Below are 25,313 nucleotides of genomic sequence, written 5' to 3' on the forward strand. Positions count from 1 at the left end.
TCCGGTGTCCACGGGTCCGGTTGCGCGGGTCCGGTTGCCCACGGGTCCGGTTGCGCGGGTCCGGTTGCCCACGGGTCCGGTTGCGCGGGTCCGGTGTCCACGGGTCCGGTTGCGCGGGTCCGGCGCCGCCGCGGTCACAGGCGGGCGACGGCAGCCCGTACCCGCTCGTCCGTCGCCGTCAGCGCCACGCGGACGAACTCGGCGCCGGCGGGGCCGTAGAAGTCCCCCGGCGCGACGAGGATGCCGCGCTCGGCGAGGTGGGCGACCGTGTCCCAGCAGGACTCGCCGCGCGTCGCCCACAGGTAGAGGCTGGCCTCGCTGTGCTCGATGCGGAAGCCGTGGGAGAGCAGCGCCTCGCGCAGCAGGCTGCGGCGGGCGGCGTAGCGCTCGCGCTGGACGCGGACGTGCTCGTCGTCGCCGAGGGCCGCGACCACCGCCGCCTGTGTCGGGGCCGACGTCATCATGCCGCCGTGCTTGCGGATCTCCAGGAGCGGGCCCAGGACCGCCGGGTCGCCGGCCAGGAAGGCCGCGCGGTAGCCGGCGAGGTTCGAGCGCTTGGAGAGGGAGTGGACCGAGACGATGCCGTCGTAGGAGCCGTCGTTGACGTCCGGGTGGAGGACCGAGACCGGGTCGGCCTCCCAGCCCAGCTCCAGGTAGCACTCGTCGGAGAGGACGAGGATGCCGTGCGAGCGGGCCCAGGCGACGATCCGGGTCAGCTCCTCCTTCGGCAGGACCTTGCCCGTGGGGTTGGACGGGGAGTTCAGCCAGAGGAGCTTCAGGCCCTCGGGGTCCAGCTCGGTCGGATCGTCGTAGGCCTCGTAGGCGGCACGGGCCAGCCGGGCGCCGACCTCGTACGTCGGATAGGCCAGGCGCGGGAAGGCCACCCGGTCGCCGGGGCCGAGGCCCAGCTGGGCAGGGAGCCAGGCGACGAGTTCCTTGGAGCCGACGATCGGCAGGACGTGGTGGTGGGTGACGCCCCGGGCGCCGAGGCGGCGCCCGACCCAGCCGGTGATCGCGTCGCGCAGCTCGGGCGTGCCCCAGACGGTCGGGTAGCCCGGCGAGTCCGCGGCCGCGACCAGCGCGTTCCGGATCAGCCCGGGGACCGGGTCGACCGGGGTGCCGACGGAGAGGTCCACGATGCCGTCCGGGTGGGCGGCCGCCGTGGCCTTGTACGGCGTCAGCTTGTCCCAGGGGAAGGCGGGAAGGCGGTCGGAGACTGCGGACACGGGTGCTTGGCTCACTTTCTGGTCGTACCGGCCGCCGTACGGCCGTCACGGCGAACGCCTCGGTCCCGTACGGCGATCAGGTCGGTGACCGGGCCGTACGGGACCGAGGCGGCGCGGGTGTGCGGGCCGCCCCGTCAGCCGTTCTGGGGCGGGAGCGCGGCGATGAACGGGTGGTCCCGCTCGATCAGCCCCAGCTTGCTGGCGCCGCCCGGGGAGCCCAGGTCGTCGAAGAACTCGACGTTCGCCTTGTAGTAGTCCTTCCACTCCTCCGGAGTGTCGTCCTCGTAGAAGATCGCCTCGACCGGGCAGACCGGCTCACAGGCACCACAGTCGACGCATTCGTCCGGGTGGATGTACAAGGACCGCTGGCCCTCGTAGATGCAGTCGACCGGACACTCCTCGATGCACGCCTTGTCCTTGACGTCGACACAAGGCTGCGCGATGACGTAGGTCACGCTGTCGTTCCTCCTCGATTGGGCGCTGGCGGGCCTCCTCAGGCGCCGCCGCCTGGCGCGCGGGAGCGCGGCGTCGTCGATGCCCGCCCCTAGTATCTCCGTTCTTGGGCATGATCCGAACAGGAGGGGTGAACTGACCTGTGGAAATCTCTGCCGCCGGGCGACTCGAGGTCCGTATCACCACTGCTGACGTGGGCAAACGGGTCTCCGTACGGAGCATGATCCAACATGCTGCTCCGGGTGAGAAGTTCACCGACACGGTGGGTGTTCTCACATCATGGGACAACGATGTGCTGCTGATCACACGCAGAAGCGGCGAAAGCGTCCACATCCCGGAATCCGCGCTGGTCGCGGGCAAGGTCGTACCCGCCGCCCCGGCGCGTCGCCGCGGACCCGCCGCCTCCTACGAGGAGCTCGCCCGGGTCGCCGCGCGGGCCTGGCGCCCCGTGGAGAGCGAGCGGCTCGGCGACTGGGAGCTGCGGGCCGCCTCCGGCTTCACCCGGCGGGCCAACTCCGCGCTGCCCCTCGGCGACCCGGGCCTGCCGCTCGACGAGGCGCTCGGCGCCGTACGGCGGTGGTACGGCGAGCGCGGCCTGCCCGCCTACGTGCAGACCGCGACCGGCGCCGAGGGGGCGCAGGAACTGCTCGGTGCCCGGCTGGAGGAGCGGGGCTGGGTGCGGGAGGTGACCGCCGAGCTGTGGACCGGGCCGCTGGCGCCGCTCACCGACCGGGGCGACCCGGCGCGGGTCGCGCTGTCCCGGCAGGCCGACGAGGCGTGGCTGGCCCGGTACCGGCGCACGGGCGTGAGCGACGCGGCCCTGCGCGTGCTCGGGAGCGGCCCGTCGGTGTGGTTCGCGAGCGTCCCCTCGGCGGCGAAGGGGACGCCGCCTGCCGCCATCGGGCGGTGCGTGGTCGACGGGCGCTGGGCCGGGTTCGCCGCGGTCGAGGTCGACCCGGCGGTGCGGCGGCGGGGGCTCGCTACGGCCGTGATGGCAGCGCTGGCCCGGCAGGCGCTCGCCGACGGCGCCTCGGCGGCGTGGCTGCAGGTCGAGGCCGGCAATGAAGGAGCGCGGGCGTTGTACGCCGGGATGGGCTTCGCCCCGCACCATGCTTATCACCACTACCGGGCGCCCGGAGCCGGCGGCATCACGGCCGGCAACCCGTCGTCGTGAGAGGGTACGAACCAGCCGTGCGTCCCCCGTACCCCCCGTCCCCGGAACGCTCCGCCGAGCTGCGGCGGCGGTTCGCCGAAGAGGCCCGCTCCGAGCGGCCCGACCTGTCGGCGCTGTGCCTGCTGGTCGGTGCGGCGGCCGACCGGGAGCTGGACGAGGCGGGCCTGGACGCCGCCCAGGTCGAGCTGGACCGGCTCGCCGGGCTGCTGCCGTACCGCCCCGGGGGGCCGCGCGCCTGGGCGGTGGCCCTGCGCGAGCTCCTCGGTGACCGGATGGGCTTCCACGGCACCCCGGCCGACTACCGGCGTCTGGAGTCCTCGCTGCTGCACCAGGTGCTGGCGCGGCGCAGGGGGCTGCCGATCCTGCTGTCCGTGGTGTGGATGGAGGTGGCCCGGCGGGCGGGGGCGCCGGTGTACGGGGTGGCCCTGCCGGGGCACTTCGTGGTCGGGTTCGGGCCCGACGAGGGGCAGGTGCTCGCCGACCCGTTCGACGGGGGGCGGGTCCTGAGCGGGTCCGACGCGGAGTTGCTGGTGACCGGGGCGACCGGGACGCCGCTGGACGCGGCGATGCTACGGCCGGCCGCTCCGCTGGACGTGGTGCTGCGCGTCCTGAACAACGTAAGGGCGTGGGCCGCGGCCCGGCCCGAGCGGTCGGACGTGGCCCTGTGGGCGGTGGAGCTGTCGCTGCTGCTGCCGTCGCATCCGGCCCGGTTGCGGTACGAGCGGGCGCAGTTGCTGGTGCGGAGGGGCGAGTTCCTGGCGGGATCGGCGGAGCTGGAGGCGTACGCGGAGGTCGTGGAGGCGGTGGACGAGGCTGCGGCCGAGCGGATGCGGGGGGAGGCTCACGCGGCCCGGGCGATGCTGAACTGAGCCCTCCGGGATCACGACGACGGGAGCCCCTGCCGCATCGGGCAGGGGCTCGCGTGCCGTGGGTGGCCTGAGATCAGTTCGGCGTGGTGTCGATGACTCCGACGCGCTCCGCGGGCGTCTTGCCGCGCAGGGCCTCGCGCAGCGCGGTGACGACGTCCTGCGGCGTGACGGCGCGCTTGCCGCTCGCGCCCTCGATCCGCACGTCCGCGAAGGTCGTGCCGTACGCCTCCTGGAGGGCCTTGAGGTTGTACGTGTCCACCAGCTTGCCGTCGACGGCCTTGAAGCTGAGGATCTTCGGCAGGGACACGGGGCCGAAGTCGATGCTGTGCGCCGCATCGGTCCGGACGGTGGCGAGGTCGGACATCGCGGGCTGCGCGATCTCCTTCAGCACCCGGTCGACCTCGGCGTTCGAGACGGCCGGCTGCCGGGTGGTGGTCGGCAGGTCCGCCGTGCCGGGCCGGCCGGTCTCCACCTGGGTGCGGTACGCCTGCTCCACCACCGCCGTCGACTTGGCGAGGTCGACGCCCTGGCCGGCCTTGCCGTACACCGGGACGGCCTTGCCGCCCTTGAACATGATCGTGCCGTCGCTCGACGCGCCGGAGCCGCCCGCCACGTCCTCCAGGGACGCGTGGAGCTTCTCCTCGTCGACGGGCATGACCGGGGTGACGACCCGGTGGTTGCCGAAGAGGGAGCCGATCACGGAGACCGGGTTGTAGTCGCTCCTGGCCGCCGCGTCGGCCGTGGCGTCCATGTCGAACTGCAGTCCTGCCTTGTCCGGGTCGAGCGACACGCTCTCGCCGCCCACAGACAGCTTCAGCGGCTGGCCGGCCCGCTCCTCGAAGGCCGCGTCGAGCTTCTTCACCGCGCCGTCGCGGGTGGTGCCGCCGATGTCGACGCCGAGCACGGTGGTGCCCTTGGGCACGTCGGTGCGGTTCATCAGCAGGCCCGCGCCGTAGACGCCGCCGGCCAGGACGACCACGCCCGCCGCCAGCAGCACGAGCTTGTTGCGGCCCTTCTTCTTCGGCGCCTTCGAGGAGCTCGCCGGGGGCGGGGAGACCGGCTCGGGCAGCTTCGGGGCGGTGTGCGGCACCGGGCCGTCGCCGGCGGCGCCCGGGCCGAACGGCGAGGCCGTGCCGGGGGTCAGGACCGGGATGCCGCTGGTGACGGTGTGGCCGGAGACGTTGTCGTGCCGGGGGCCGTAGCCCTGGCCGTCCGGCGGCTCGGGAACCGACTTCTGCGGGGTGAGGATCGCGGTGTCGTCGCTCAGACCACCGCCGGGGCCCGTCGCGCCGGGGGCGGTGCCGCCGCCGGGACCGGCCGGGCCCTTCGAAGGGCCGGGCGCGCCCGTGCCGCCGCCCACGGCTCCGGGACCGGCCTGCGCGCCCGGGCGGCCGGGGTCGTGGAACGCGCCGGGCGCTCCGGGGCGGCCGGGCTCGGTGAAGCCGCCGGATCCGCCGGGGCCGCCCTGCCCGCCGAAGGCACCGGAGCCGCCCGGGGGCACCATCGGGCCGTCACCGGTGACGGGACCGCCGGTCGGGTCGGCCGGGCCGCTGTCGGCGGTGAAGTCGTGGGAGGCGTTCGGACCGCCGGCCCGGGCGCCGTAACCGCCCTGCCCACTCTGCCCGTTCTGCCCGTTACGCGCATCTTTCTCCGCGAAGTACGGCAGGTCGTCACGGCGCGTCTCGCCGCCGCCCGGGGCGGAGCGCGGGCCGTTGCCCAGCGGGCCCGCCGCCAGGGCCTCGGTGACGTCGAAGGAGCCCGTGCCGCCGCCGTGCCCGGGCGCGACGGGGCCGCCGGTCGCGCCGCCCGGGAGCCCGCCGCCGCTCGTGCCGCCGGACCGCGAGCCGCCCGGCGCGCCCATGGAGCCGACCACGCCTCCCGGCCGCCCGGCACCCGGACGCGCCCCACCGGACGCACCGGAAGTCCCGGCCGCGAGTCCGGAACCGCCCGGCGCACCGGCACCGTTGGCGGAGCCGCCCGCCTGACCGCCCTTGCCCCCACCGGACTTGCGCGGCGCGAACCAGTCGCTGGTCGGCTTGTCCTCGGCGGGCTGCGCGGGCTCGGCGGGGCGTTCCACCGTGCCGGTGCCCGGGGACGCGGGCGCGGAGGCACCGGGCGACGGCTGCGCCTCGGCGCGTGTGTCGGTGTCGGCCGGCTTCTCCGGTTCCGCGACGGGTTTGCGCACCACGACCGGCGGAATGGGCCTCGACCCGGGGATGTTGATCCGGATCCGGGTCGTCAGCGTGGTCTCGGTCTTGCGTTCCTCCGGGCGCTTGGCCGAACGGCCGGCGTCCGGGCCGCCCTCGGAGACCACCGGGGTCTCGTAGGGCGGAGTGCCCGACGGGTAGGCGGCACCGCCGCGCCCGTTGGGCCCGGAGGACGGAGTGTCAGTTTCACGACTCAAGGCAGGTTCTCCCGGTTGGCTCCGCCGCCCGACACGACCTCACGCGGGCAGCTCGGCGGCGCGCACCACCATACTGGCCACTTCTCGCCCGTATCCCATGACCGCAGGGGAAACCCTTACCGGACCCCCACCCTCACGTCCGGCGAAGTGACACGTCACTTGCCAAGTCGGACGGCACCGCCGTCCGGTTGCCGTCCCGGGGCGAGGGTGGCGCAGATCACAGCCACGACCATGCCGCCGAGCAGGAAGAGGTACGACCCGCTCCCCGCGGCGAAGAGGAAGTCGCCCTCGGGGCGGCTGGCGGTGAGGAGGACGACGGAGAGCATCCAGCCGGCGGCGGCCGCGACGCCCCCGATGCGGCCGCGCAGGACGCGCGAGGCGCCCAGGACGGCCCCGGCCTCGCCGGCGAGGGCGAGCAGGAGCCCTGCCGGGAACCAGGCGGGCTGTACGAGTGCCCCGGCCGTGCCGACCGCGGCACCGAGCACGAAGAATCCCAGGCAGGCGCCGATCCGCGCGGCGGACGGGGGCCGCAGGGGCTGGGCCGGCATCGGGCCGCGGCCGCTCACGGGGCCTCCCCGATCCCGGCGAACAGGTCCGTCTCGCGGTCCCCGGACGGCCGCTCGCCGCGCACCAGTTCGTAGTACTCGGTCGTGAGAAGCGGCTGGGCGAGTTCGTTGGAGAGCGCGAAGTACGGCTCCGCGACGGTGATCTGGGTGGCGTGGGCGCGCATCGCGTCGGCCTTGGCGGCGGCGTGGGCGGTGCCGTCGATCACGGTGGTGATCCGCTCCTCGGCGACCGCCCCGGGGACGTCGTCGACCGCGGCGGCCTTGGCGAAGGGGGTGCCGGGCAGATCCTCCCGGAGCCGGTCGAAGGCCTCCTCCAGGACGGGCCGGGGGACCCGGTTCCAGTAGACCTTGGGGATCCGCAGGCCGGACTCGGCGGCCAGGTCGACGGCACGCATGGCGACGCGGTGGGCCTGGATGTGGTCGGGGTGGCCGTAGCCGCCGTTCTCGTCGTAGGTGACGAGGACCTGCGGGCGCACCTCGAGGAGCACCTCGGCGAGCCGCGCGGCGGCCTCGTCCACGTCGGCCTGCCAGAAGCACCCGGGGTCGTCGTTGTCCGGCAGGCCCGTCATCCCGGAGTCACTGTAGCGTCCGGCGCCGCCGAGCAGGCGGACGTCCCGGACGCCGAGCCGGGCCGTGGCGGCGGCCAGCTCGCTGCGGCGGTGCTGCCCGAGCGCGGCGCCGGACAGGTGGGCGAGCTCGGGCGGGATGACCTCGCCGCGCTCGCCGAGGGTGCACGTGACCAGGGTGACGTGCACACCCTCGGCCGCGTACCTGGCCATGGTGGCGCCGTTGTTGATCGACTCGTCGTCCGGGTGCGCGTGCACCAGCAGCAGACGACGGGAGGGCAGTTCCGTCATGGGGCCAGCCTATGAGGCGCGCGGGGGTGGTCTCTCACGCCCCGGGCTGTCACGTCTCATCGTCGAGGACGTGGGCGATGGCCAACGCGATGCGCTCGATCCAGTCGATGGGGTCCGTCATCTCGGCCTCGTCGATGGGGGGGCGCTGCTTCAGGTCACCGTCGATGAGGTCCGCGTCATGGGCGATCTTGTTGCGTCGCTGTGTGATCTCCAGGTAGCGCCCACGGAGCATCTTTTCGTTGAACGCGGTGCGCCCCTGGAAGAACTCATTGTTGATGCACCCCGCCGCCTCGTACCAGACCTTCTTTTCCGTCACGAGCTTCAGTACCTCGGCGATCTTTCCCGGGTGCTGGAGCGCCTGCACGGCGAGTTTGTCGCGCAGGTGCTCTCGACCGCCTCGGAGAGGGTGTCGTGCTTTCTCCTGAGGTTCTATGTCTTTCAGTCGTCGCCGGCACCGGAACGCGAGGGGGCGGGTTCCGTCGGTGAGAAGCCCAGCTCGGCCCAGACGGTCTTGCGGGGAAACCGATCCTCGGTCACTCCCCAGCGGTCGGCCAGCGCCTCAACGAGCAGCAGGCCCTGGCCTGTGTCGGCCGCCGCGTCGAGCACTTGCGGCGCGGGATCCGGTCACCGCGTGTGTCGGTGACCTCGATGCGGAGCGTGCTGCCGACCACGTAGAGCGTGAGGCGGAAGCTGCGGCCGGGCAGACTGCGATGGGTGGCCGCGTTGGCCGCCAGTTCCGCAATGACGTCGCTCGCCCTCTTGTGCGGGAGCCCCCAGCTCCGGAGCGTGTGCACCGCGAGCACGCGGGCAAGGCGGGCGCCGCGCGGGGTGGAGGACAGCAGCAAGGTGAAATCGCGGATGGAGCGACCCAGCTGGGCCCCGGATGCAGCAGTCTCGTGAATCACGCCACTCAGGTGGTCACGCGAGCGCACTGCCCACAGAGACGATGCCGATGCGTATGGTGACTGTCTGGGACCTGTCCAGTGCTGTCCTGGCTGTCGGAGCCGACCCCGCGGGCAGGCGTCCGCCGAATCCAGGCCGGGTAACGCTGCACTGGAGCGCAGTACGGCTGTTGTGGGCATGATGTACGGCATGGCGAAGACCACACAGTTGCGTACCTACACCGTCCGGGACGGCCTGCTCGACGAATGGGTCAAGCGGTGGCGGGGAGAAATCGTCCCGCTGCGCCTCAAGTTGGGGTTCACGATCGATGGGGCCTGGGTGGACCGGGAGCGCAACCGGTTCGTCTGGCTGGTCTCTTACGAGGGCCCTGAGACCTTCGCCGAGCGCAACGCGCTGTACTGGTCGTCGCCCGAGCGCGAGGCCATGGGCCTGAACCCGGACGACTACCTCCTCCACACCGACGACCGCACGGTCGACAGCGTCTACTGATCAGACGGTCACGGGGTCGAGCGGCAGCAGGTGCCGCCCCCGCTCCTCCTGAGTGAGCGTGCGAAAGACCCGTCCTCGGGCAGTCGCCTCCAACCGGTCGAAGTCAGGATCCGCCTGCCACACACGCGCCGTCCCGTCGGCGGATGCGGTGAGGAGCCGTGCGCCGTCCGGGGACCACGCCACGGAGGTCACCTTGTGCTGGTGCACTCCCACGACTGCGATCTCCTCAAGAGTGGTGGCGGACCATACCCGTACAGTGCGATCGTCGGCGCACGTGGCGATGCGCCGGCCGTCCGGAGACCAGGCCACGGAGCGGACCCGCCCCTCGTGCCCCTTCAGTACCTCGACACGCCGACCGGTCACGGCGTCCCACACGGCGGCCGTCCAGTCGCCGGAAGCGGTGGCGATCCTCGTCTCGTCCGGCGCCCATGCCGCATCCTCCACGTAGTTGTCGTGGCCGCGCAGCACTGTGAACTGCCGCCCCTCCGCGATGTCCCACAGTCGGCACGTACGATCATCGGAGCAGCTGGCGAGCAGCCGTCCGCTCGGTGACCAGGTCACGCGACCCACCCAGTCCTGATGTTCCGTCAGCTTCAGCAGCTCGGTTCCGTCCTGCGCGGACAGGACCCGCACAGCTCCGTCGTGGCCACCGGTGGCGATCCGGCCACCGTCCGGGGACCATGCGCATCCCTCGACGACCTCACCACGTCGTTCGAACAGCGTGCCGCCGCGCCCGTCGGTGATCCGGAACAGGCCGTCGTTGGCACTGATCGCGAGCCGTTCCCCCTGTGGAGCCCAGGCGACGGCCCAGACCCGGTCCTCCAACTCCGTCACCGGTCCCCCCGGTACGCCGGTAACCGCGTCCCACACACGTACGGACCCGTCGTCGGAGGCCGTGGCGAAACGGCTACCGTCACCGGACCACGCGGCCTGGTTCACCGGCCCGCGGTGTCCATCGGCCAGTACGGCCTCCGCGCCGCGGGGGCGCAGGTCCCACACCATGCAGCTGCCGTCGGTGGAGCTGGTGGCCAGCATGGTCCCGGCCGGCGCCCAGGTGACGCCCCACACGGTGTCCTGGTGACCGCGCAGGACGGCCAGGACCTTGGCGTCCTCGGTGTCGACGATGCGCACGGTGCGGTCGGAGGAGGCACTGGCCAGCATCCGCCCGTCCGGCGACCAGGCCAGGTTCCACACGTAGTCGGTGTGCCCTCGCAGCAACAGACGCAGGTCGCCGGTCCCGGCGTCCCAGATGCGGGCGGTGTGGTCACCGGAACCGGTGGCGATGCGCCGCCCGTCCGGCGACCAGGCGATGCCCTCCACGAAGTCCGAGTGCCCGACGAGCGTGGTGGCCGCCCTCCCGGTCGCCAGATCCCACACGATCGCGGTCTGGTCGTGCGCTGCGGAGGCGAGGCGGTTGCCGTCCGGTGACCAGGCCAGCCCCCACACGTCGTCGTCGTGTCCGTGCAGTTCGTGCGCGAGCCGCCCGGTGTCGGCCTCCCAGACCCGCACCGTCCGGTCCCTGGAACCCGCCGCGACATGCCGACCGTCGGGCGACCAGGCCACCTGCCGGTTGAGGTCTTCGGCACCGGTGAGCAATCGGACCGGCTCTCCCGACACGGCATCCCAGATCCGTACGACGCGGTCCCGCCCGGCGGTCGCAACCCTCGCCGAGTCCGGTGACCAGGCGACGGACTCGACCATGACGCCGTCGCAGGGCAGCACCAGCAACGTCCGCCCGGACGGCGCGTCGTGCAGGCGAGCCGTGCCGTCCCGGGACGCCGAGGCCAGCATGCGCCCGTCGGGTGACCACGCGATGTGCCGGACGGTGTCGGTGTGTCCGTCGATCCGTGCGCGGAGGTGACTCGCCGCCAGCGCCGCCATCAGCCCACGCCTGGCCGAGGGTGTGGGCGTGCACTCATCGAGCGCGGCCAGCGAGAGCAGCAGAGAGCGCTCCGGCTCGCTCTCCGCACTCAGGAGTACCTGGCGACCGATGCTGTCGGCGATGCGGCTCAGGAAGGACAGGTCACGGCGCTGTGAGGACTGGACGAGCGCGCGGGCGGGTGCGGACGCCTGCCCGGATTCCTCCAGCGCTTCGAGCCAGCGCCGGGCCGCCGTGAGGCGCTCGCCTGTGAGCAGATAGTCCTCGCTGCGTCCGGCCCGCTCCCAGTCCGCCGCCCACCGGTCCAGTTCGGCGCGCTCTCGCAGCCGTTCCGCCCATGCCTCGACCTCCTGCCGCAGCGGGGCCCACTGGCGGAACAGGGCCTCGTGCGTCACCTGCGCGCAGGGCTCATCGCCGGCGGCGGTGTCACCGCCCCCGCCTGCTACGTCGGTGCGCAGCAGCCGCGCCTCGATGAAGGCGTCGACGACATGACGTTCCGTCTCGTCGAGTTCGGACAGCTGTACATGCCTGCGCGCCACGTCCTGACCTTCGACGGTGACGAACCTGAGCAGAACCCGGAGAACGAAGTCGATGCCCACGCCCGCACCGAGCCCGGCCACGGTGTTGTCCGCCTGGCGTGCCAGCGCGCCAGGCACTCCTCCGAGCCGCCTGTAGAGCTCCTCCGTGACCGTACCGCCGGGGCCGGAAGCGAAGTACAGCTCCTGAAGCAGGTAGGCGAGCAGCGGCAGGGCGTCGTCCGTCCCGGTCTCGCGCACGATGGTGTCGACGACTCCGGGCTCGAAGTCAAGGCCGACGAGGGCCCCAGGACACTGGACGACATCGGCGAGCTGTGCTCTGCCCAGTGTGCCGATGGCGACGGGATGCTGAAGGAGTTCCGCGTGTCCGGTGCCGAGCAGCCGGCCGAGCAGGTCCACCCGGACTGTGACCAGGACGCGGACCGCCGGATCCTGTTCCACGCAGATACGCAGCGCTTCCAAGAACTGGGCGCGTTCACGCTCCCCCGCCAGGGTGACGACCTCCTCGAACTGGTCGACGACGAGGAGTATCCGCCGGAACCGGCCACCACGCAGCCGCGACAGCTCGCCTCGCAGCGCGTCCGATCCCTGGCGCAGCCTGCGCAGTACGACGCTCGCCGATTCCTGCCCGTCGGCGGCGGCCGCCAGCGCACCCGCGAGGGCGCCCAGTGGATTCGGACCGGGCGCGAAGGCCGGTACGACGGTCCAGCGGCGTTCCCGAAGCCGGGGCACCACACCGGCCCTGACCAGCGAGGACTTTCCACTCCCTGACGCCCCGACCAGTAGCAGGAACCGGTCCGCGGGGCGGGAAGCGGTGGCATGCAGTCTGCGTGTCAGCTCGGCTGCCTGCGTCTCCCTGCCGAAATAGACGGGCGACTCGTCCTCGTCGAACGCGTCGAGGCCCGGATAGGGAACCCGGTCACGCGGCCAGTCGATCCGGGGCGGTGGCGGATTCTCCAGGCGGTAGACGACGACCTGACCGACCACAACGGCCAGGATCAGCACGCCGATAGCCGGAACGGAGAACCTCTGAATCGCCTCCAGAGCCCAGGGAACGTCCTCGGTGCTGGTCGCGTAGTTGGTGGCGATCCCGAGTAAGCAGGCGACCAGCGCCAGCATGATCTGGAGCGCGACCTGCATCCGGTTCCTCATCGGACACCACACACGACCGGTTCGCCGCCTGCCTGCACCTTTCATCCCCCGTCCCTCCGGTCTGGGAAGACCGGCACCACGCCGTCGGTTCGCCACCATCTTCTGGGGCCTTATGAGAGCGATCAACGGTGCCTACGGGTTTCGGCCAGGTAGAGCGCAGCGGGGTCCTGGGGTTCACGTGACTGGCGACGGTGCCGGTTTCGCGGATCGCGTCATGCAGCGACGCGGTGACTGTTTACCTTTGAGTCGCGATGCATATACGCAAGGTGACCATCCAGCCTCTGTCCAGTGCTGTCCAGGCCGGTCGGAGTGTTGCGTAGGAGTGGTGCGCCTTTGCCAGGCCGAACGGAAGGAGTGCGCGGAGATGAGCGTGGACAGTGACGCGGGACGGCTCAGCATCGGGGAGGTCGACGAGCCAGGTTGGGAGGTGGATCCGGACGACGAGTGGGGGCTCGCCGTAGTCGCTACGGTGGGCCGGCAGTTGAAACTGCGGCGGGAGGCCAGGGGCATGAGGGCCTCCCGGTTCGCGGAGTCCGTCGGCTACGGCGAGGACATGATCTACAAAATCGAGAGCGGGAAGCGGATCCCGCGGCCGGAGTTCCTGGACAGGGCGGACGAGTTGCTGGGAGCGGGTGGGTTGCTCTCGGCGATGAAGGAGGACGTTAAAAAGGTTCGCTATCCCAAGACAGTTCGCGATCTTGCTCGGATGGAGGCCAAGGCAGCCGAGTTGACCGCCTACGGTACTCACAATCTGCACGGTCTCCTGCAGACAGCGGACTACATGCGTGCGCTGTTCGAGATGCGACGGCCAGCCCACCCACAGGACGAAGTGGAGCGGCTGATCGGTGCGCGCATGGCCCGCAAGTCGATCTTCGAGCGTGAACCTGCGCCGGACCTCTGTTTTGTCCAGGAAGAAGCGACGCTCAGGCGCCCGCTCGGGGGCAAGATGGTGCTGCGTCGCCAGATGGAGCACCTGCTGGAGCTCGGCCACATGAGGAACGTGGAGATCCAGGTGATGCCGATCGAACGCACGGTCCATGCCGGTATGGGAGGAGAGATCCAAGTCCTCAAATTCGCCGATGGCACGGCAGTTGGCCGTGCCGAAGGGGACTGCGGGAGCCGGCCGGTCTCTGATTTGAAGCATCTGCGGATCATGGAACTACGGTGTGGCATCATCCGGGCTCAGGCTCTCTCACCAGAGGAGTCGCTGGCTTTCATCGAGGAAGTGATGGGGGAGACATGACCCGAAAGAGCCCATCGGGAAACGTGGCGATGCTGCGGTGGTTCAAGAGCAGCTACAGCGACAGCAGCAACAGCAACGAGTGCGTTGAGGTTGCATCCGCCCGCGGGATCATCCACGTCCGCGACTCCAAGCACACCGTCGGCCCGCACCTCCAGCTCTCATCGAAGGCTTGGACCGAGTTCGTGCCGTACGTGTCCGAGGGCTGAACGGCTACTCGACCTCGGCTTCAGGTACGTCCCTGTCGCCACCCAAAGTCCGGGCGATTGACGTGAACTCGTCCAGGGCGAACATGAGGTCGCGGACGATCTCCTCGGCGATCACCTCGGGCGGCAGACCGCTGTCGGCGTCATCGAGGGCCGGGTCCTTCATCCACGTGATATCGACCGGTTGATCTCGTCGAGGGCGATCAGGTCCTCGTATGTGAACTCCATGAGCGGTCCCTTCTCGTCCTTGAACTCAACGCACGAGGAGCGGTCGTCCGGCCGGTAAGCAGCCCCAGGTGGGCGCGGGTGAGCGGGCGCTGGTGTGCGGGTTGCCGTCGGCGCGCGGGGACTGCGTGGTCGTCCTACGGGCCAGCGAAGATGAGTGTCTTGTGGAGGTCGGCCCGGCCTGGGAACCACCGCTTCCAGTTGTCCCGGTGACCGTCAGTACGGCACGGATCTCGTCCTCAGTGATGATGTGCGGCCGCTCTGCGGGGCGGTGTAGGTGAAGTCCTCGTCGAGTTCCTCGTACCGCTGGGCGCGGGTCTGCCGGTCGCGGATGCGGACCGTCGTGCCCGCCTCGATCTTCGCGACGACGTCACCGTCCCGCAGGTCGGTCACGATGCGCGCGATGTTGAAATCGACGTTGACACCGTCGGCGACGGCCTATTCGTAGGTGTACCGCGAGACCTCGTTGTTGTCGAAGAAGCCCTTGGTTTGGTGGGTGGGGTGGCGGTGAGGCCGACCAGCTGGGCGTCGAGGTACTCCAGGACACCGCGCCACAGGCCGTAGATGGAGCGGTGGTGAACGTCTTGCCTGCACCCGTCGCCATCTGGATGAGGACGCACGGCGTGTCAGCCGCCAGGGAGCCCTCCAGGCCCATGATCGCCTCGATCTGGGCCATGCGAAGACCGTGGGTCTCCAGCAGTGGCATGGCGGTGCGCAGGGCCACCGGAAGGTGGGCGCGTCCGGGTGCTCGTCGGCGTAGCGCATCCACGCGGCGACGGTCTCGGGCGGTGGAAGGCGAAGACCTCGCGGGAGCGGGCGTCCGGGTCGACGCAGTTGAGGAAGTACGTCTCGGTGCCGGTGGCATAGCGGAAGGCGAAGGGCGCCTGGCGGCGCCACACGGCCATGACGTGTTCCTGGAGCACGCCTGCCGCGTACCGCTCATTCTGAGCGAGGGCACCGGCCAAGGGGGTTCCCTCGCTCATGGCCTCGATGACGCCGACGATCTTCCCGTCGACATAGAGGACGTAGTCGGCGCGTCCGGTGGCGAGCGTGAACTCGCGGATGGCGACGCCCGTACCCGCGAGCGGGTTCGCGTCCGCCTTGTCCTGGATCCGCCAGCCCGCCTTTACCAGCATCGCGTCGATCTTCTCCCGCGCCCGCATCTCGTTGAGGGGGGCGGGGCGCTGGGCGCGCTCGACGATGGCGTAGCGGGCGGCGGCGACCGGGCGAGGACCGCTCATGGCCCGGTCGAAGAGGTCGCCCAACTGCCAGCAGGGCCTCAGGGCCATGGTCGTGTCGAAGAAAAGGTTGTGTGCCGCTTCGTTGCGGCCCCGGCGCAACTTGTGGAAGGCGTCGCGACTCCAGCCGACGAGGACACCGGCCCGGGTGAGGGCGTTGATGCGGTCGACCTGATGCGTGCCCTCGACGCGCGTGCCCGTGCGGGTGACCACTCCTCGGCCAGCACCTCACCGAACTGGCCGGCGCTGACGTAGGCGACGTTCGGATTGGTCAGGACGGTGAGTTCGGCCTGCGAGCCGTAGATGGCGAGGAGCGGTCGATACCCGTACAGGCGACCGAAGTTCGTCGACGCCTTCGCCAGCTCCCCAAGCCGTCTGTCCACGCTCTGGTCGTCCACTCGCCGCCCCCTAGACCATGTTCAAGCCCGGCCCGTCAAGCTTACGGACACCGACTCGTCCAGGCCGGAGATCAGGACAGAGGAGGCATCGACTCCGGCCGGGACCGAGGCCTGCCTCGGCTCCGACCGGAACGACACCACGCTCAGAACTTGATGCTGCCGATCATGCCCGCGATGTTCGTCGTCAGCTCGCTGATCGTGGGAGCCACGGTCGAGGAGGCGAGGTAGAAGCCGAGCAGCATGCAGACGACCGCATGCCCCGCCTTCAGTCCCGACTTCTTGATCAGCAAGAAGACGATGATCGCCAGCAGCACCACCGCCGAAATCGAGAGTGCCACGGCGGTTCACCTCCAAAGATCCACGAGGGCGCGGGGGGGGTCGAACTATGGGGGCAGTAAATCCGTACAGCAGCCAGCAGGTTGATACCCACTGTGCGTCATTGATCATAACTATCCGTCCGCGCGCATCGATCGGCGCACAGCCGCACAAGGGGGCGCATGGCCAATATGGTCAGGGCATGACGACCGAGCCTGACTCCTTCCCCCGACGGCATGCCCGTACCCAGCGCTTCACCCTCGGCGCGCCGCGTTCGTTCACCGTGGCGCCCGACGGTTCGCGTGTCGCGTTCCTGCGCTCGAGTTCCGGTACGGACCGCGCCGGTTCGCTCTGGGTCCTCGATCCGCGGGACGGCGGGGAGCGCGTCGCCGCCGACCCGCGCGTCCTGCTGGGAGGCGCCTCGGAGGACCTCTCGCCGCAGGAGCGGGCCCGCCGGGAACGCAGCCGGCAGGGCGGGGCCGGCATCGTCGACTACGCCACCGACTCGGCAGTCGAGCTGGCGTCTTTCGCCTTGTCAGGACGGCTTTTCACGGCCGAGCTGCGGGCCGGGACGGCACGTGAGGTGTCCGCTCCGGGGCCGGTGATCGACCCGCGTCCCTCGCCCGACGGGCGGCACGTCGCCTATGTCGCGCGGGGTGCCCTGCGGGTGGTGGGCGCGGAGGGCGACGGCGACCGGCCGCTCGCACAGCCGGAGTCGGAGCATGTCTCCTACGGGCTCGCCGAGTTCATCGCGGCCGAGGAGATGGGGCGGACGCGGGGCTTCTGGTGGGCTCCGGAGTCGGACCGGCTGCTGGTGGCGCGCGTGGACGACACGCCGGTGGAGCGGTGGTGGATCGCCGATCCGGCGCATCCCGAGCGGGATCCGCAGCGGGTGGCGTATCCGGCGGCGGGCACCGCCAACGCCGAGGTGCGGCTGTTCGTGGTCGGCCTGGACGGGGCGCGCACGGAGGTCTCCTGGGACCGTGCGCGGTACCCCTATCTGGCACAGGTGCACTGGTCAGCGGCGGGTGCTCCGCTGCTGCTCGTACAGGCGCGCGACCAACGCGGTCAGCTGATCCTGGCCGTGGACCCGGAGTCGGGCGCGACGCGGATGGTGCACGCCGACGAAGATCCAACTTGGCTTGAACTTTTCCCCGGGGTCCCGTGCTGGAGCCCCTCCGGGCAGCTGGTGCGGATCGCGGACGAGGGCGGTGCGCGGGTGCTGGCGGTCGGGGAACGGCCGCTGACGGGCGCGCAGTTGCACGTGCGGGCCGTACTGGACGTCTCCGGAGACGACGTGCTGGTCTCGGCGTCGGCCGGCGAGGAGGCGGCCGAGGCGGAGACGGGCCAGGTGCACGTGTACCGGGTGAACGAGCTGGGCGTGGAGCGGGTCTCCCAGGAGCCGGGGGTGCACGCGGCGGTGCGCTCCGGGGCCGTGACGGTCCTGGTCTCGGCGGCACTGGACCGGCCGGGTTCCCGGGTGCGGGTCCTGTGTGACGGACAGCAGACCGCGACGGTCCGCTCGTACGCCGAAGATCCCGGTGTGTCCCCGCGCGTGATCCTCACCGAGGGGGGCGCACGCCGCGTCCCGTGCGCCGTGCTTATGCCTCAGGACTACGACGGTGACACCCCCCTGCCGGTGCTCATGGACCCCTACGGCGGCCCGCACGGCCAGCGGGTGGTCGCCGCGCACCACGCGCACCTCACCTCGCAGTGGTTCGCGGACCAGGGCTTCGCGGTGGTGGTCGCGGACGGCCGGGGCACCCCGGGCCGCTCCCCCGCCTGGGAAAAGGCGGTCCACCACGACTTCACGGTGTCGCTCGACGACCAGGTGGACGCCCTGGAGGACCTGGCGAAGCGGTACCCGCTGGACCTGACCCGGGTGGCGATCCGCGGCTGGTCCTACGGCGGCTGGCTGGCGGGCCTGGCGGTGCTGCGCCGCCCGGACGTCTTCCGCGCGGGCATCGCGGGCGCGCCGGTGACGGACTGGAGCCTGTACGACACCCACTACACCGAGCGCTACCTGGGCAACCCGGCGGAACACCCGGACGCCTACGCCAGGAGCTCCCTGGTCACCGCGGAGGGCCTGTCCTCCCCGGCCGAGCCGCACCGCCCCCTGATGATCGTGCACGGCCTCGCCGACGACAACGTCGTGGTCGCCCACGCCCTGCGCCTGTCCTCGGCGCTGCTGGCCGCCGGCCGCCCGCACGAGGTGCTGCCCCTCTCGGGCGTCACGCACATGACCCCGCAGGAACAGGTCGCGGAGAACCTGCTGCTCCTCCAGGTCGACTTCCTGAAGCGTTCCCTGGGCATCACCGGCCCCTGACCGCACGGCGACGGGCCGGGGCGACATGGCGCGCCCCGGCCCGTCCACGGCACCCGCACGGCCGTACGCCCACCAGCGTGCCGCGTCCGTATATCGGGACCGGGTCCGTCAAGTTGCCCGCGTGTTAACGAGGTTCACGAGGGTTTGCGGGGATGTGCGCCTCGGACGCCACGAGTTCCACCTCGAAGCCGTCCTCGTTCGCCGGGTAGGCCGCGTAGTGCCCGGGGCCGCCGGCGTGCGGGTGCGGTCGGGGAACAGTGCGGTCCAGCCGTGGGCGGGCGCCTCCGCGGCCCGGGCGTCGACCGGCCCGGGGGAACCGGCGTGGAACGCCGGGTGGTCGAGCCCCGGCGTTCGTGGGCGGCGGCCGTCAGCGCGGGCGACTGCTCGACGACGAGGTGCGTCGGGCCGAGCCGCCAGCTGCGGCCCTGCTCCCAGGCCTGGTAGGGGTGGTAGCCGAGGCGAGCGAGCAGCCGGCCCCACGCGCGGACGGCCCGGGGCAGGTCGGGGACCCAGAGTTCGACGTGATGCAGCATCCCGGCCTCCTGACACGCCGGTTCCCGGCACCCCCTGCCGGGGGTCGCCGGGAACCGGTACGGGCTCGCGTGGGGCGGCTCAGGCCGCGTGGACCACGTCCTTCTCCTCCGCGAAGTGGCAGGCCGACTCGTGGGCCGCCGGGGTGTCCTCGCCCCGGAAGCGCTCCGGGACGGCCAGCAGCGGGACCTCCTCGGCACACTTGTCCTGCGCCTTCCAGCAGCGGGTGCGGAAGCGGCAGCCCGAGGGCGGGTTGGCCGGGGACGGCACGTCGCCGGTGAGGATGATCCGCTCGCGGCCCTCGCGGGACTCCGGGTCGGGGACCGGGACCGCCGACAGCAGCGCCTGGGTGTAGGGGTGCGTCGGGTGGTCGTAGATCTCCGTGTCCGTGCCGATCTCGGCCATCTTCCCGAGGTACATCACGCCCACGCGGTCCGAGATGTGCCGGACGATCGACAGGTCGTGCGCGATGAAGAGGTAGGACAGGTTGAACTCGTCCTGCAGCTTCTCCATCAGGTTGATGACCTGAGCCTGGACGGACACGTCCAGGGCGGAGACCGGCTCGTCGCAGATGATGATCTCGGGGTTGAGGGCCAGGCCGCGGGCGATGCCGATGCGCTGGCGCTGACCGCCCGAGAACTGGTGGGGGTAGCGGTTGATGTACTCGGGGTTGAGGCCGACCACGTCCAGGAGCTCCTGGACCCGGCGGCGGCGGTCGCCCTTCGGCGCCACCTCGGGGTGGATCTCGAAGGTCTCCCCGATGATGTCGCCCACCGTCATACGCGGGTTGAGCGAGGTGTACGGGTCCTGGAACACCATCTGGATGTTGCGCCGGACCGCCTTCAGCGCCCGCCCGGACAGCTTGGTGATGTCCTGGCCCTTGTAGAAGACCTCTCCCGCGGTCGCCTTCTCCAGCATCATCAGCAGTTTGGCGACCGTGGACTTGCCGCAGCCGGACTCGCCCACGATGCCGAGCGTCTCGCCCTGGTAGAGGTCGAAGGAGATCCCGTCCACGGCCTTGACCGCACCGACCTGACGCTTGAACAGGATGCCCTGCGTGAGCGGGAAGTGCTTCACCAGGTTGCGCACCTGGAGGATGGGCTCACCGCGCTCCACGGGCGCGTCGAGCGCGGCCACCGCCGCCTCCTCGGTCGCGGCGTCGACCGTCGCGGTCTCGGCGACGTGGGGAGTGCCGTCCATGGACTCGTCCGTCTTCTCCAGGTCAGCCATGGATCGTCTCCTTCCAGAAGTGGCACGCGCTGCCGCGGCCGGCCAGCTCGCCGCCGTCCCGCTCGGTGACGGGGTACAGCGGCGGGACGTCCGTGCGGCAGATGTCCTGCGCCTTGGGGCACCGCGGGTTGAAGGCGCAGCCGGACGGGATGCGCGTCAGGTTGGGCGGCAGTCCCTTGATCGCGTAGAGCTCCTGGCCCTTCTGGTCCAGGCGCGGGATCGAGTCGAGCAGGCCCCGGGTGTAGGGGTGCGCGGGCCGCTTGTACAGCTCGTGCACGGGCGCCGTCTCCACGATCCGGCCCGCGTACATCACGGCGATCTTGTCCGCGACGTCGGCGACCACACCGAGGTCGTGGGTGATCAGGATCAGGCCCATGTTGTACTCGCGCTGCAGGTCGGCGAGCAGGTCCATGACCTGTGCCTGGACCGTCACGTCGAGGGCCGTGGTGGGCTCGTCGGCGATGATCAGGTCCGGCTCCAGGGCGAGCGCCATCGCGATCATGATGCGCTGGCGCATACCGCCGGAGAACTGGTGCGGGTAGTCGTCGACCCGGGCCGCGGCGGCCGGGATCTTCACCCGCTCCATCAGCTCGATCGACTTGGCCTTGGCGTCCTTCTTGGACAGGCCCTGGTGGACGCGGAACATCTCGCCGAGCTGGTAGCCCACGGAGAGCACCGGGTTCAGGGAGGACAGCGCGTCCTGGAAGATCATCGCGATCTTGCTGCCGCGGATCTTCCGGCGCTCCTCGCCGGACATCTTCAGCATGTCCTGGCCGCGGAAGAGGATCTCTCCCTTGGGGATGCTGCCGGGCGGCATGTCGAGGATGCCCATGATGGCCTGGGCGGTGACGGACTTGCCGGAGCCGGACTCGCCGAGCACGGCGAGCGTCTCGCCCGCGGCGACGGAGTAGTTGACGCCGTTGACGGCCTTGGCGACACCGTCGCGGGTGCGGAACTCCACGTGCAGGTCGCGGACTTCGAGCAGCGGGCCGCCCATGTCCCGCGCGCCGTTCGGCGAGGGACTCCCGGCCGTTTCATCGATGATGGTCACGTACGCCTCCCTCAGCGCAGCTTGGGGTCGAGGGCGTTGCGTACCGCATCGCCGAACATGAGGAACGAGAGCACCGTGATCGACACCATCACCGACGGGATGATCAGGGTGTGCGGGGCGATCCGGAGCTGCTCGCGTCCGCGGGCGACGTCGCCGCCCCAGGACACGGCCGTGTCACCGAGGCCGACACCCAGGAAGGACAGGGTGGCCTCGGCCGCGATGTAACCGCCGAGCGCGATGGTCGCCACGACGATGATGGGCGCGAGCGCGTTGGGCAGGATGTGCCGGAACAGGATCCGGGACGTCGAGGCACCGAGCGCCTTGGCGGCCACCACGTAGTCCGACTGCTTGATGGTGATCACGGCACCGCGGGCGACACGGGCGATCTGCGTCCAGCCCAGGAAGGCGAGCGCCATGATGACGACCCACACGGTGCGGTTGTCGAAGGAGTTGAGCACCACCAGGGCGCCGAGCAGGAACGGGATGCCGAGGAAGATGTCGGTCAGCCGCGACAGCAGGGTGTCGGTCCAGCCGCCGAAGTAGCCGGCGATCATGCCGATGACCGTGCCGAGAACGGTGACGGCGACGGTCACACCGACACCGACGGTGATCGAGGCGCGGGCACCGTAGACGACACGGGCGTAGATCGAACGGCCCTGGACGTCGTAGCCGAGCCAGTCGGGGGCGAAGACGTGCCCCCAGTTCGGCTTGCCCAGGTAGTGCTTGGCCAGGTCGGCGTCGCGCGGGTCGGCGCTGGTGAACAGCCCCGGCCAGACCGACATCACCAGCAGGAACAGGATCAGCACGGCCGAGACCAGGAACAGCGGGTTGCGCCGCAGGTCGTGCCAGGCGTCGGACCACAGGCTGCGCGGCTTGTCGGGAGCGGGACCCGCGTCGGTCACGACGACGCCCGCGGTGCTCGCGGTGTCCCCGGGGAGGGCGTCGACCTTCTTCTCGATGGTCTTGTCAGGCATACCGGATCCTCGGGTCCAGGACCGCGTAGAGCAGGTCGACGATCAGGCTGGCGGCGAGGTAGATGAGCACCATCAGCGAGGCGATGCCCACGACCGTGGCGCCCTCACGCCGGCTGAGCGCCTCGTAGATCTCGATGCCGATGCCGCGGACGTTGAAGATGCCCTCGGTCACGATGGCGCCGGTCATCAGGCTGCCGAGCTCGATACCGAGGAAGGTGACCACGGGGATCAGCGAGTTGCGCATCAGGTGGACACCGATGACACGGCGGCGCGGCAGCCCCTTGGCGATGGCGGTGCGCATGTAGTCGGACCGCAGGTTCTCCGCGATCGACGTACGGGTCAGCCGGGCCACGTAGGCGAGGGAGAGCGACGCCAGCACGATGGCGGGGAGCGCCAGTTGGGAGAAGTCCGTCGAGTCTCGGACGTTCGGTTCGGTGATCCCCCACTTGAACGCGAACAGGTACTGCAGCAGGAAGCCCAGCACGAAGGACGGCATCGATACGAGGAACAGCGTCAGCGTCAGCAGTCCGCGGTCGCGCAGCGTGTCGGGGCGCAGACCGGCGATGACGCCGAGGCCGATGCCCACGAGCGTGACGAAGGTGAAGGCGAAGATCGTCAGCCGGATCGTCACCGGGAACGCGTCGGCGATGATGTCCGCGATGGGCCGCTGGCTGGCGATCTGGGTACCGAAGTCGCCCTGGAACAGCCCTGCCATGTAGTTCACGTACTGCTGCAGCAGCGGCTGGTCGAGGCCGAGTTCCTTCTTGATGCTCGCGACCACGGTCGGGTCGTACGCCTGGTCCCCCATCATCGCCCGGACGGGGTCGCCGGGCAGGGCGTACATCATGCAGAAGATGATCAATGTTGACCCGATGAAGACCGGGATCATCTGGAGCAGTCGTCGTGCGACATAGCGCCCCATAGGTGCCTCCGTGAGGGGTTAACGCAGGTACGGGGGCCGTCTCCTGGTGATGAGACGGCCCCCCGCACCTCCCACCGCCGCCGGGGCGGCGGCAGGCTTACGGCCGAGTGGGAAGAGCCCTGAGGACTCCTCTTACTTGGTGGTGACGGCCCACACTTCGAGGTCACCGTGGAAGTCGACGTTCACGTTGTCGACGTTCTTACCGTGGCCGCCGTTGATGCGGTAGTACCAGAGCGGGATGGCCGGCATGAAGTCGACCAGCTTCTTCTCGACCTCCTGGAAGGCCTTCACCGACGCCTCGAGGGACTTGGCCTTGTCGGCCTCGTTCATCATCTTGTCGATCTCCTTGTTGGAGAACCGACCGTTGTTGGCCTCGGCGGTGGTGTGGTACAGCTCCTTCATGAAGTTGGCGTTGACCGGGTAGTCGGCGACCCAGCCACCGCGGTACATGCCCTTCACCTGGTCGTTGTCACGGGCCTCGAGGTCCGTGGCGAAGTCCGGCTTCGGGTCGCCGGAGCACTCGACGCCGGTGGCCTTGCGGATGGAGCCGCAGACCGCGGTCACCCACTCCTTGTGCCCACCATCGGTGTTGTACTGGATGGTGAACTTGTTGCCCGGGACGCCGCCACCCTCCTCGATGAGCTGCTTGGCCTTGGCCGGGTTGTACGTGAACACGTCGGTGTCCAGGTCCTGGTTGCCCTTGACGCCGGGCGGGGTGAAGCCCTTGGCCGGCGTGCGGGTGTTGTTCAGAACCGTCTTGGTGATCGTGTCGCGGTCGATCGCCATCGACAGACCCTGCAGGACCTTCGGGTCGATGTCCTTGAAGGTCTTGGAGTAGAACGCCGGGGTCAGCGTCTGGATGGCCGCGTACGGCTGCTCGATGGCGCCGTCACCGAGGTCCTGCTTGTACTTCGGCAGGTCCGTCGGGCCGACCTGGCGGATCATGTCCAGGTTGCCGGAGACGACGTCCTTGTAGGCGGCCTCGAGCGTCGTGTACGCCTTGAACTGGACGCCCTTGTTCTTCGCCTTGTTCGGGCCCTGGTACTCGTCCCAGGCCTTCACCTGGATGAGCTTCTTGTGGTCCCACTTCTCGAAGCTGTAGGGACCGTTGCCGATCGGCTTCTGACCGAAGGCCTTCGGGTCGTCGTAGAAGACCTTGGGCAGCGGGGCCCACGTGGTGTAGCCGAGCTTGTAGTTGAAGTACGGCATCGTGTACTTCAGCTCGATGGTGAAGGTGTGGTCGTCCACGGCCTTCAGACCGGACATGGTCTCGGCCTTCGGGTCACCCTTCTCGGGGTGGACGTCGTCGTAGCCCTTGATGTCCTGGAACCAGAACGAGTTCTGCTGGTTGTTCTTGATGTTGGCGTACCAGTTCCAAGCGTCGATGTACGACTTGGAGGTGACTTCTTCGCCGTTGTGGAACTTCCAGCCCTTCTTGAGCTTGACCGTCCACGTCTTCGAGTCCTCGGTGGTGACCGACTCGGCGTTCGTGTAGACGATGTCGCCCTTGGCGTCGAAGTCCAGCAGCTGGGTGAAGATGGACTGGATGACGTACGAGCCGTTGCTCTCGTTGGTGTCGGCCGGGATCAGCGGCTTCTGCGGCTCACCGACGTCGATCGAGACGTAGCCGGCAGGCCCGGAACCCTTCTTCTTCCCCTCGCTGTCATCACCGCCGCCGCCGCAGGCAGTGGCGGCCAGGGCGACGACAATCGCACCCGCGACCCACTTGGCGCTCATGGCACCGCGCATGGGTTCCTCCTCAGAAGTCATTGGTACACCGCAAAGAGAGCACCAGGTCAGATCACCGCCACCGCCCGTCGCCAGTGCCGGAAGTCTCCTGGTGCCCCCGCGCTCGTGAGTCGCGCCGCTGCCGGCGAGTGACCCGTTCGTCCGAGCTCTACGCGCCTAACTATCTGCCAAACGCCAGGACCGAACCACACTCTCGAGGTCTCGGTTCGATCACAGCTCGCGCCTACATCTTCCAAAATCCGGACAAAGGGTTTGGTGAGAGATCCCTGCGAAACGGACTTGTTACACATCTATCGGTGAGGACTGTCCGCATTCCGGACGCGCGGGTGAGAAAAACCGCTTGCGACTACCGTGAGTCCCGTGCAGGGTCCCTCCGATGGTGGTCCCCCGCTCAAGAAGG

The 25,313-nt window shown here is 70.2% G+C and carries 23 protein-coding genes and 2 pseudogenes; 6 read left to right on the forward strand and 19 right to left on the reverse strand.

Going from position 1 to position 25,313, the window contains the following annotated elements; all coding sequences use genetic code 11:
* Nucleotides 1–134: 134 nt before the first annotated feature.
* Together ACFW6P_RS10810 and fdxA are read right to left on the reverse strand one after the other, a co-directional pair.
* Complete coding sequence (locus tag ACFW6P_RS10810) at nt 135–1,226, reverse strand: bifunctional succinyldiaminopimelate transaminase/glutamate-prephenate aminotransferase (RefSeq protein ID WP_386350859.1); 1,092 nt, start codon at nt 1,224–1,226, stop codon at nt 135–137.
* Nucleotides 1,227–1,360: 134 nt separating this feature from the next.
* The gene (fdxA, locus tag ACFW6P_RS10815) at nt 1,361–1,681 is read right to left on the reverse strand and encodes a ferredoxin (protein ID WP_031078476.1); all 321 of its coding nucleotides are present in this window, start codon (nt 1,679–1,681) and stop codon (nt 1,361–1,363) included.
* A 140-nt stretch (nt 1,682–1,821) separates the two neighbouring features.
* Here fdxA and ACFW6P_RS10820 point away from each other — a divergent pair, with 140 nt between their 5' ends.
* Nucleotides 1,822–2,853, forward strand: coding sequence for a GNAT family N-acetyltransferase (locus ACFW6P_RS10820; protein ID WP_386350863.1), 1,032 nt, complete (start codon nt 1,822–1,824; stop codon nt 2,851–2,853).
* A 17-nt stretch (nt 2,854–2,870) separates the two neighbouring features.
* Nucleotides 2,871–3,722 carry a tetratricopeptide repeat protein gene (locus tag ACFW6P_RS10825; RefSeq protein ID WP_386350865.1) on the forward strand — a complete coding sequence of 284 codons (852 nt, stop codon included), beginning with the start codon at nt 2,871–2,873 and terminating at the stop codon, nt 3,720–3,722.
* 73 nt (nt 3,723–3,795) lie between these two features.
* Here ACFW6P_RS10825 and ACFW6P_RS10830 read toward each other — a convergent pair whose 3' ends face one another.
* The 5 genes and pseudogenes from ACFW6P_RS10830 to ACFW6P_RS10850 form a co-directional block, all read right to left on the reverse strand.
* Nucleotides 3,796–6,126, reverse strand: coding sequence for a hypothetical protein (locus tag ACFW6P_RS10830; protein ID WP_386423436.1), 2,331 nt, complete (start codon nt 6,124–6,126; stop codon nt 3,796–3,798).
* A gap of 155 nt (nt 6,127–6,281) precedes the next feature.
* Entirely contained in the window at nt 6,282–6,692 is a 411-nt protein-coding gene (locus tag ACFW6P_RS10835; protein WP_386350870.1) for a DUF6113 family protein, read from the reverse strand.
* Complete coding sequence (gene mshB / locus ACFW6P_RS10840) at nt 6,689–7,549, reverse strand: N-acetyl-1-D-myo-inositol-2-amino-2-deoxy-alpha-D-glucopyranoside deacetylase (RefSeq protein WP_386350871.1); 861 nt, start codon at nt 7,547–7,549, stop codon at nt 6,689–6,691. The genes ACFW6P_RS10835 and mshB overlap by 4 nt, the downstream gene beginning before the upstream one ends.
* Before the next feature lie 49 nt (nt 7,550–7,598).
* Entirely contained in the window at nt 7,599–7,913 is a 315-nt protein-coding gene (locus ACFW6P_RS10845; protein WP_386423438.1) for a hypothetical protein, read from the reverse strand.
* A 74-nt stretch (nt 7,914–7,987) separates the two neighbouring features.
* Nucleotides 7,988–8,454, reverse strand: a pseudogene (locus tag ACFW6P_RS10850) (ATP-binding protein).
* A 187-nt stretch (nt 8,455–8,641) separates the two neighbouring features.
* Between ACFW6P_RS10850 and ACFW6P_RS10855 the strand changes: the two are divergent.
* Nucleotides 8,642–8,941 carry an NIPSNAP family protein gene (locus ACFW6P_RS10855; protein WP_386350877.1) on the forward strand — a complete coding sequence of 100 codons (300 nt, stop codon included), beginning with the start codon at nt 8,642–8,644 and terminating at the stop codon, nt 8,939–8,941.
* Here the strand turns inward: ACFW6P_RS10855 and ACFW6P_RS10860 are convergent, their stop codons facing one another.
* A complete protein-coding gene (locus tag ACFW6P_RS10860; RefSeq protein WP_386350879.1) occupies nt 8,942–12,496 on the reverse strand; it encodes an AAA family ATPase in 3,555 nt (1,184 codons plus the stop codon). It abuts the gene before it with no gap.
* A gap of 376 nt (nt 12,497–12,872) precedes the next feature.
* Here ACFW6P_RS10860 and ACFW6P_RS10865 point away from each other — a divergent pair, with 376 nt between their 5' ends.
* Both ACFW6P_RS10865 and ACFW6P_RS10870 read left to right on the forward strand, forming a co-directional pair.
* A complete protein-coding gene (locus ACFW6P_RS10865; protein WP_386350882.1) occupies nt 12,873–13,751 on the forward strand; it encodes a helix-turn-helix domain-containing protein in 879 nt (292 codons plus the stop codon).
* Complete coding sequence (locus ACFW6P_RS10870; RefSeq protein WP_386350884.1) at nt 13,748–13,957, forward strand: DUF397 domain-containing protein; 210 nt, start codon at nt 13,748–13,750, stop codon at nt 13,955–13,957. Before ACFW6P_RS10865 ends, ACFW6P_RS10870 begins: the two co-directional genes overlap by 4 nt.
* A 4-nt stretch (nt 13,958–13,961) precedes the next feature.
* Here ACFW6P_RS10870 and ACFW6P_RS10875 read toward each other — a convergent pair whose 3' ends face one another.
* The 5 genes from ACFW6P_RS10875 to ACFW6P_RS10895 all read right to left on the reverse strand — a co-directional run bounded on the left by ACFW6P_RS10875 (nt 13,962) and on the right by ACFW6P_RS10895 (nt 16,153).
* Entirely contained in the window at nt 13,962–14,120 is a 159-nt protein-coding gene (locus ACFW6P_RS10875) for a hypothetical protein (protein WP_386350886.1), read from the reverse strand.
* A 275-nt stretch (nt 14,121–14,395) separates the two neighbouring features.
* Nucleotides 14,396–14,572, reverse strand: coding sequence for a hypothetical protein (locus tag ACFW6P_RS10880; protein ID WP_386350889.1), 177 nt, complete (start codon nt 14,570–14,572; stop codon nt 14,396–14,398).
* On the reverse strand, nt 14,550–14,885 hold the full coding sequence (locus ACFW6P_RS10885) for a DEAD/DEAH box helicase family protein (RefSeq protein ID WP_386350891.1): 336 nt from the start codon (nt 14,883–14,885) through the stop codon (nt 14,550–14,552). The genes ACFW6P_RS10880 and ACFW6P_RS10885 overlap by 23 nt, the downstream gene beginning before the upstream one ends.
* Entirely contained in the window at nt 14,806–15,630 is an 825-nt protein-coding gene (locus tag ACFW6P_RS10890) for a hypothetical protein (protein ID WP_386350893.1), read from the reverse strand. The genes ACFW6P_RS10885 and ACFW6P_RS10890 overlap by 80 nt, the downstream gene beginning before the upstream one ends.
* Nucleotides 15,631–15,958: 328 nt before the next feature.
* A complete protein-coding gene (locus ACFW6P_RS10895) occupies nt 15,959–16,153 on the reverse strand; it encodes a hypothetical protein (RefSeq protein ID WP_019755516.1) in 195 nt (64 codons plus the stop codon).
* 179 nt (nt 16,154–16,332) lie between these two features.
* Here ACFW6P_RS10895 and ACFW6P_RS10900 point away from each other — a divergent pair, with 179 nt between their 5' ends.
* A complete protein-coding gene (locus tag ACFW6P_RS10900; RefSeq protein ID WP_386423440.1) occupies nt 16,333–18,456 on the forward strand; it encodes a prolyl oligopeptidase family serine peptidase in 2,124 nt (707 codons plus the stop codon).
* Between the two features lie 124 nt (nt 18,457–18,580).
* On the opposite strand, the pseudogene ACFW6P_RS10905 reads toward ACFW6P_RS10900, so the two are convergent.
* The 6 genes and pseudogenes from ACFW6P_RS10905 to ACFW6P_RS10930 all read right to left on the reverse strand — a co-directional run bounded on the left by ACFW6P_RS10905 (nt 18,581) and on the right by ACFW6P_RS10930 (nt 24,913).
* Nucleotides 18,581–18,989, reverse strand: a pseudogene (locus ACFW6P_RS10905) (VOC family protein).
* Nucleotides 18,990–19,068: 79 nt separating this feature from the next.
* Nucleotides 19,069–20,217, reverse strand: a complete 1,149-nt coding sequence (locus tag ACFW6P_RS10910; RefSeq protein ID WP_386423442.1) for an ABC transporter ATP-binding protein — start codon at nt 20,215–20,217, stop codon at nt 19,069–19,071.
* Entirely contained in the window at nt 20,210–21,268 is a 1,059-nt protein-coding gene (locus ACFW6P_RS10915) for an ABC transporter ATP-binding protein (protein WP_386350899.1), read from the reverse strand. Before ACFW6P_RS10915 ends, ACFW6P_RS10910 begins: the two co-directional genes overlap by 8 nt.
* Nucleotides 21,269–21,279: 11 nt before the next feature.
* Nucleotides 21,280–22,242 carry an ABC transporter permease gene (locus ACFW6P_RS10920; protein WP_386350900.1) on the reverse strand — a complete coding sequence of 321 codons (963 nt, stop codon included), beginning with the start codon at nt 22,240–22,242 and terminating at the stop codon, nt 21,280–21,282.
* Entirely contained in the window at nt 22,235–23,164 is a 930-nt protein-coding gene (locus ACFW6P_RS10925) for an ABC transporter permease (RefSeq protein ID WP_386350901.1), read from the reverse strand. Before ACFW6P_RS10925 ends, ACFW6P_RS10920 begins: the two co-directional genes overlap by 8 nt.
* Nucleotides 23,165–23,296: 132 nt before the next feature.
* A complete protein-coding gene (locus ACFW6P_RS10930) occupies nt 23,297–24,913 on the reverse strand; it encodes an ABC transporter substrate-binding protein (protein ID WP_386350903.1) in 1,617 nt (538 codons plus the stop codon).
* Between the last annotated feature and the right edge of the window lie 400 nt (nt 24,914–25,313).

Origin of the sequence: Streptomyces sp. NPDC058741, from assembly GCF_042746715.1 — a bacterium.
Lineage (GTDB): Bacteria > Actinomycetota > Actinomycetes > Streptomycetales > Streptomycetaceae > Streptomyces.

Bases quoted from the DNA above. Each gene is read 5' to 3' on its own strand.
- ACFW6P_RS10930 (WP_386350903.1), bottom strand. From the start codon at position 24,913: ATGCGCGGTGCCATGAGCGCCAAGTGGGTCGCGGGTGCGATTGTCGTC.
- ACFW6P_RS10860 (WP_386350879.1), bottom strand. From the start codon at position 12,496: ATGCAGGTCGCGCTCCAGATCATGCTGGCGCTGGTCGCCTGCTTACTC.
- ACFW6P_RS10920 (WP_386350900.1), bottom strand. From the start codon at position 22,242: ATGCCTGACAAGACCATCGAGAAGAAGGTCGACGCCCTCCCCGGGGAC.
- mshB (WP_386350871.1), bottom strand. From the start codon at position 7,549: ATGACGGAACTGCCCTCCCGTCGTCTGCTGCTGGTGCACGCGCACCCG.
- ACFW6P_RS10900 (WP_386423440.1), top strand. From the start codon at position 16,333: ATGACGACCGAGCCTGACTCCTTCCCCCGACGGCATGCCCGTACCCAG.
- ACFW6P_RS10925 (WP_386350901.1), bottom strand. From the start codon at position 23,164: ATGGGGCGCTATGTCGCACGACGACTGCTCCAGATGATCCCGGTCTTC.
- ACFW6P_RS10870 (WP_386350884.1), top strand. From the start codon at position 13,748: ATGACCCGAAAGAGCCCATCGGGAAACGTGGCGATGCTGCGGTGGTTC.
- ACFW6P_RS10865 (WP_386350882.1), top strand. From the start codon at position 12,873: ATGAGCGTGGACAGTGACGCGGGACGGCTCAGCATCGGGGAGGTCGAC.
- ACFW6P_RS10855 (WP_386350877.1), top strand. From the start codon at position 8,642: ATGGCGAAGACCACACAGTTGCGTACCTACACCGTCCGGGACGGCCTG.
- ACFW6P_RS10910 (WP_386423442.1), bottom strand. From the start codon at position 20,217: ATGGCTGACCTGGAGAAGACGGACGAGTCCATGGACGGCACTCCCCAC.
- ACFW6P_RS10885 (WP_386350891.1), bottom strand. From the start codon at position 14,885: ATGCCACTGCTGGAGACCCACGGTCTTCGCATGGCCCAGATCGAGGCG.
- ACFW6P_RS10875 (WP_386350886.1), bottom strand. From the start codon at position 14,120: ATGAAGGACCCGGCCCTCGATGACGCCGACAGCGGTCTGCCGCCCGAG.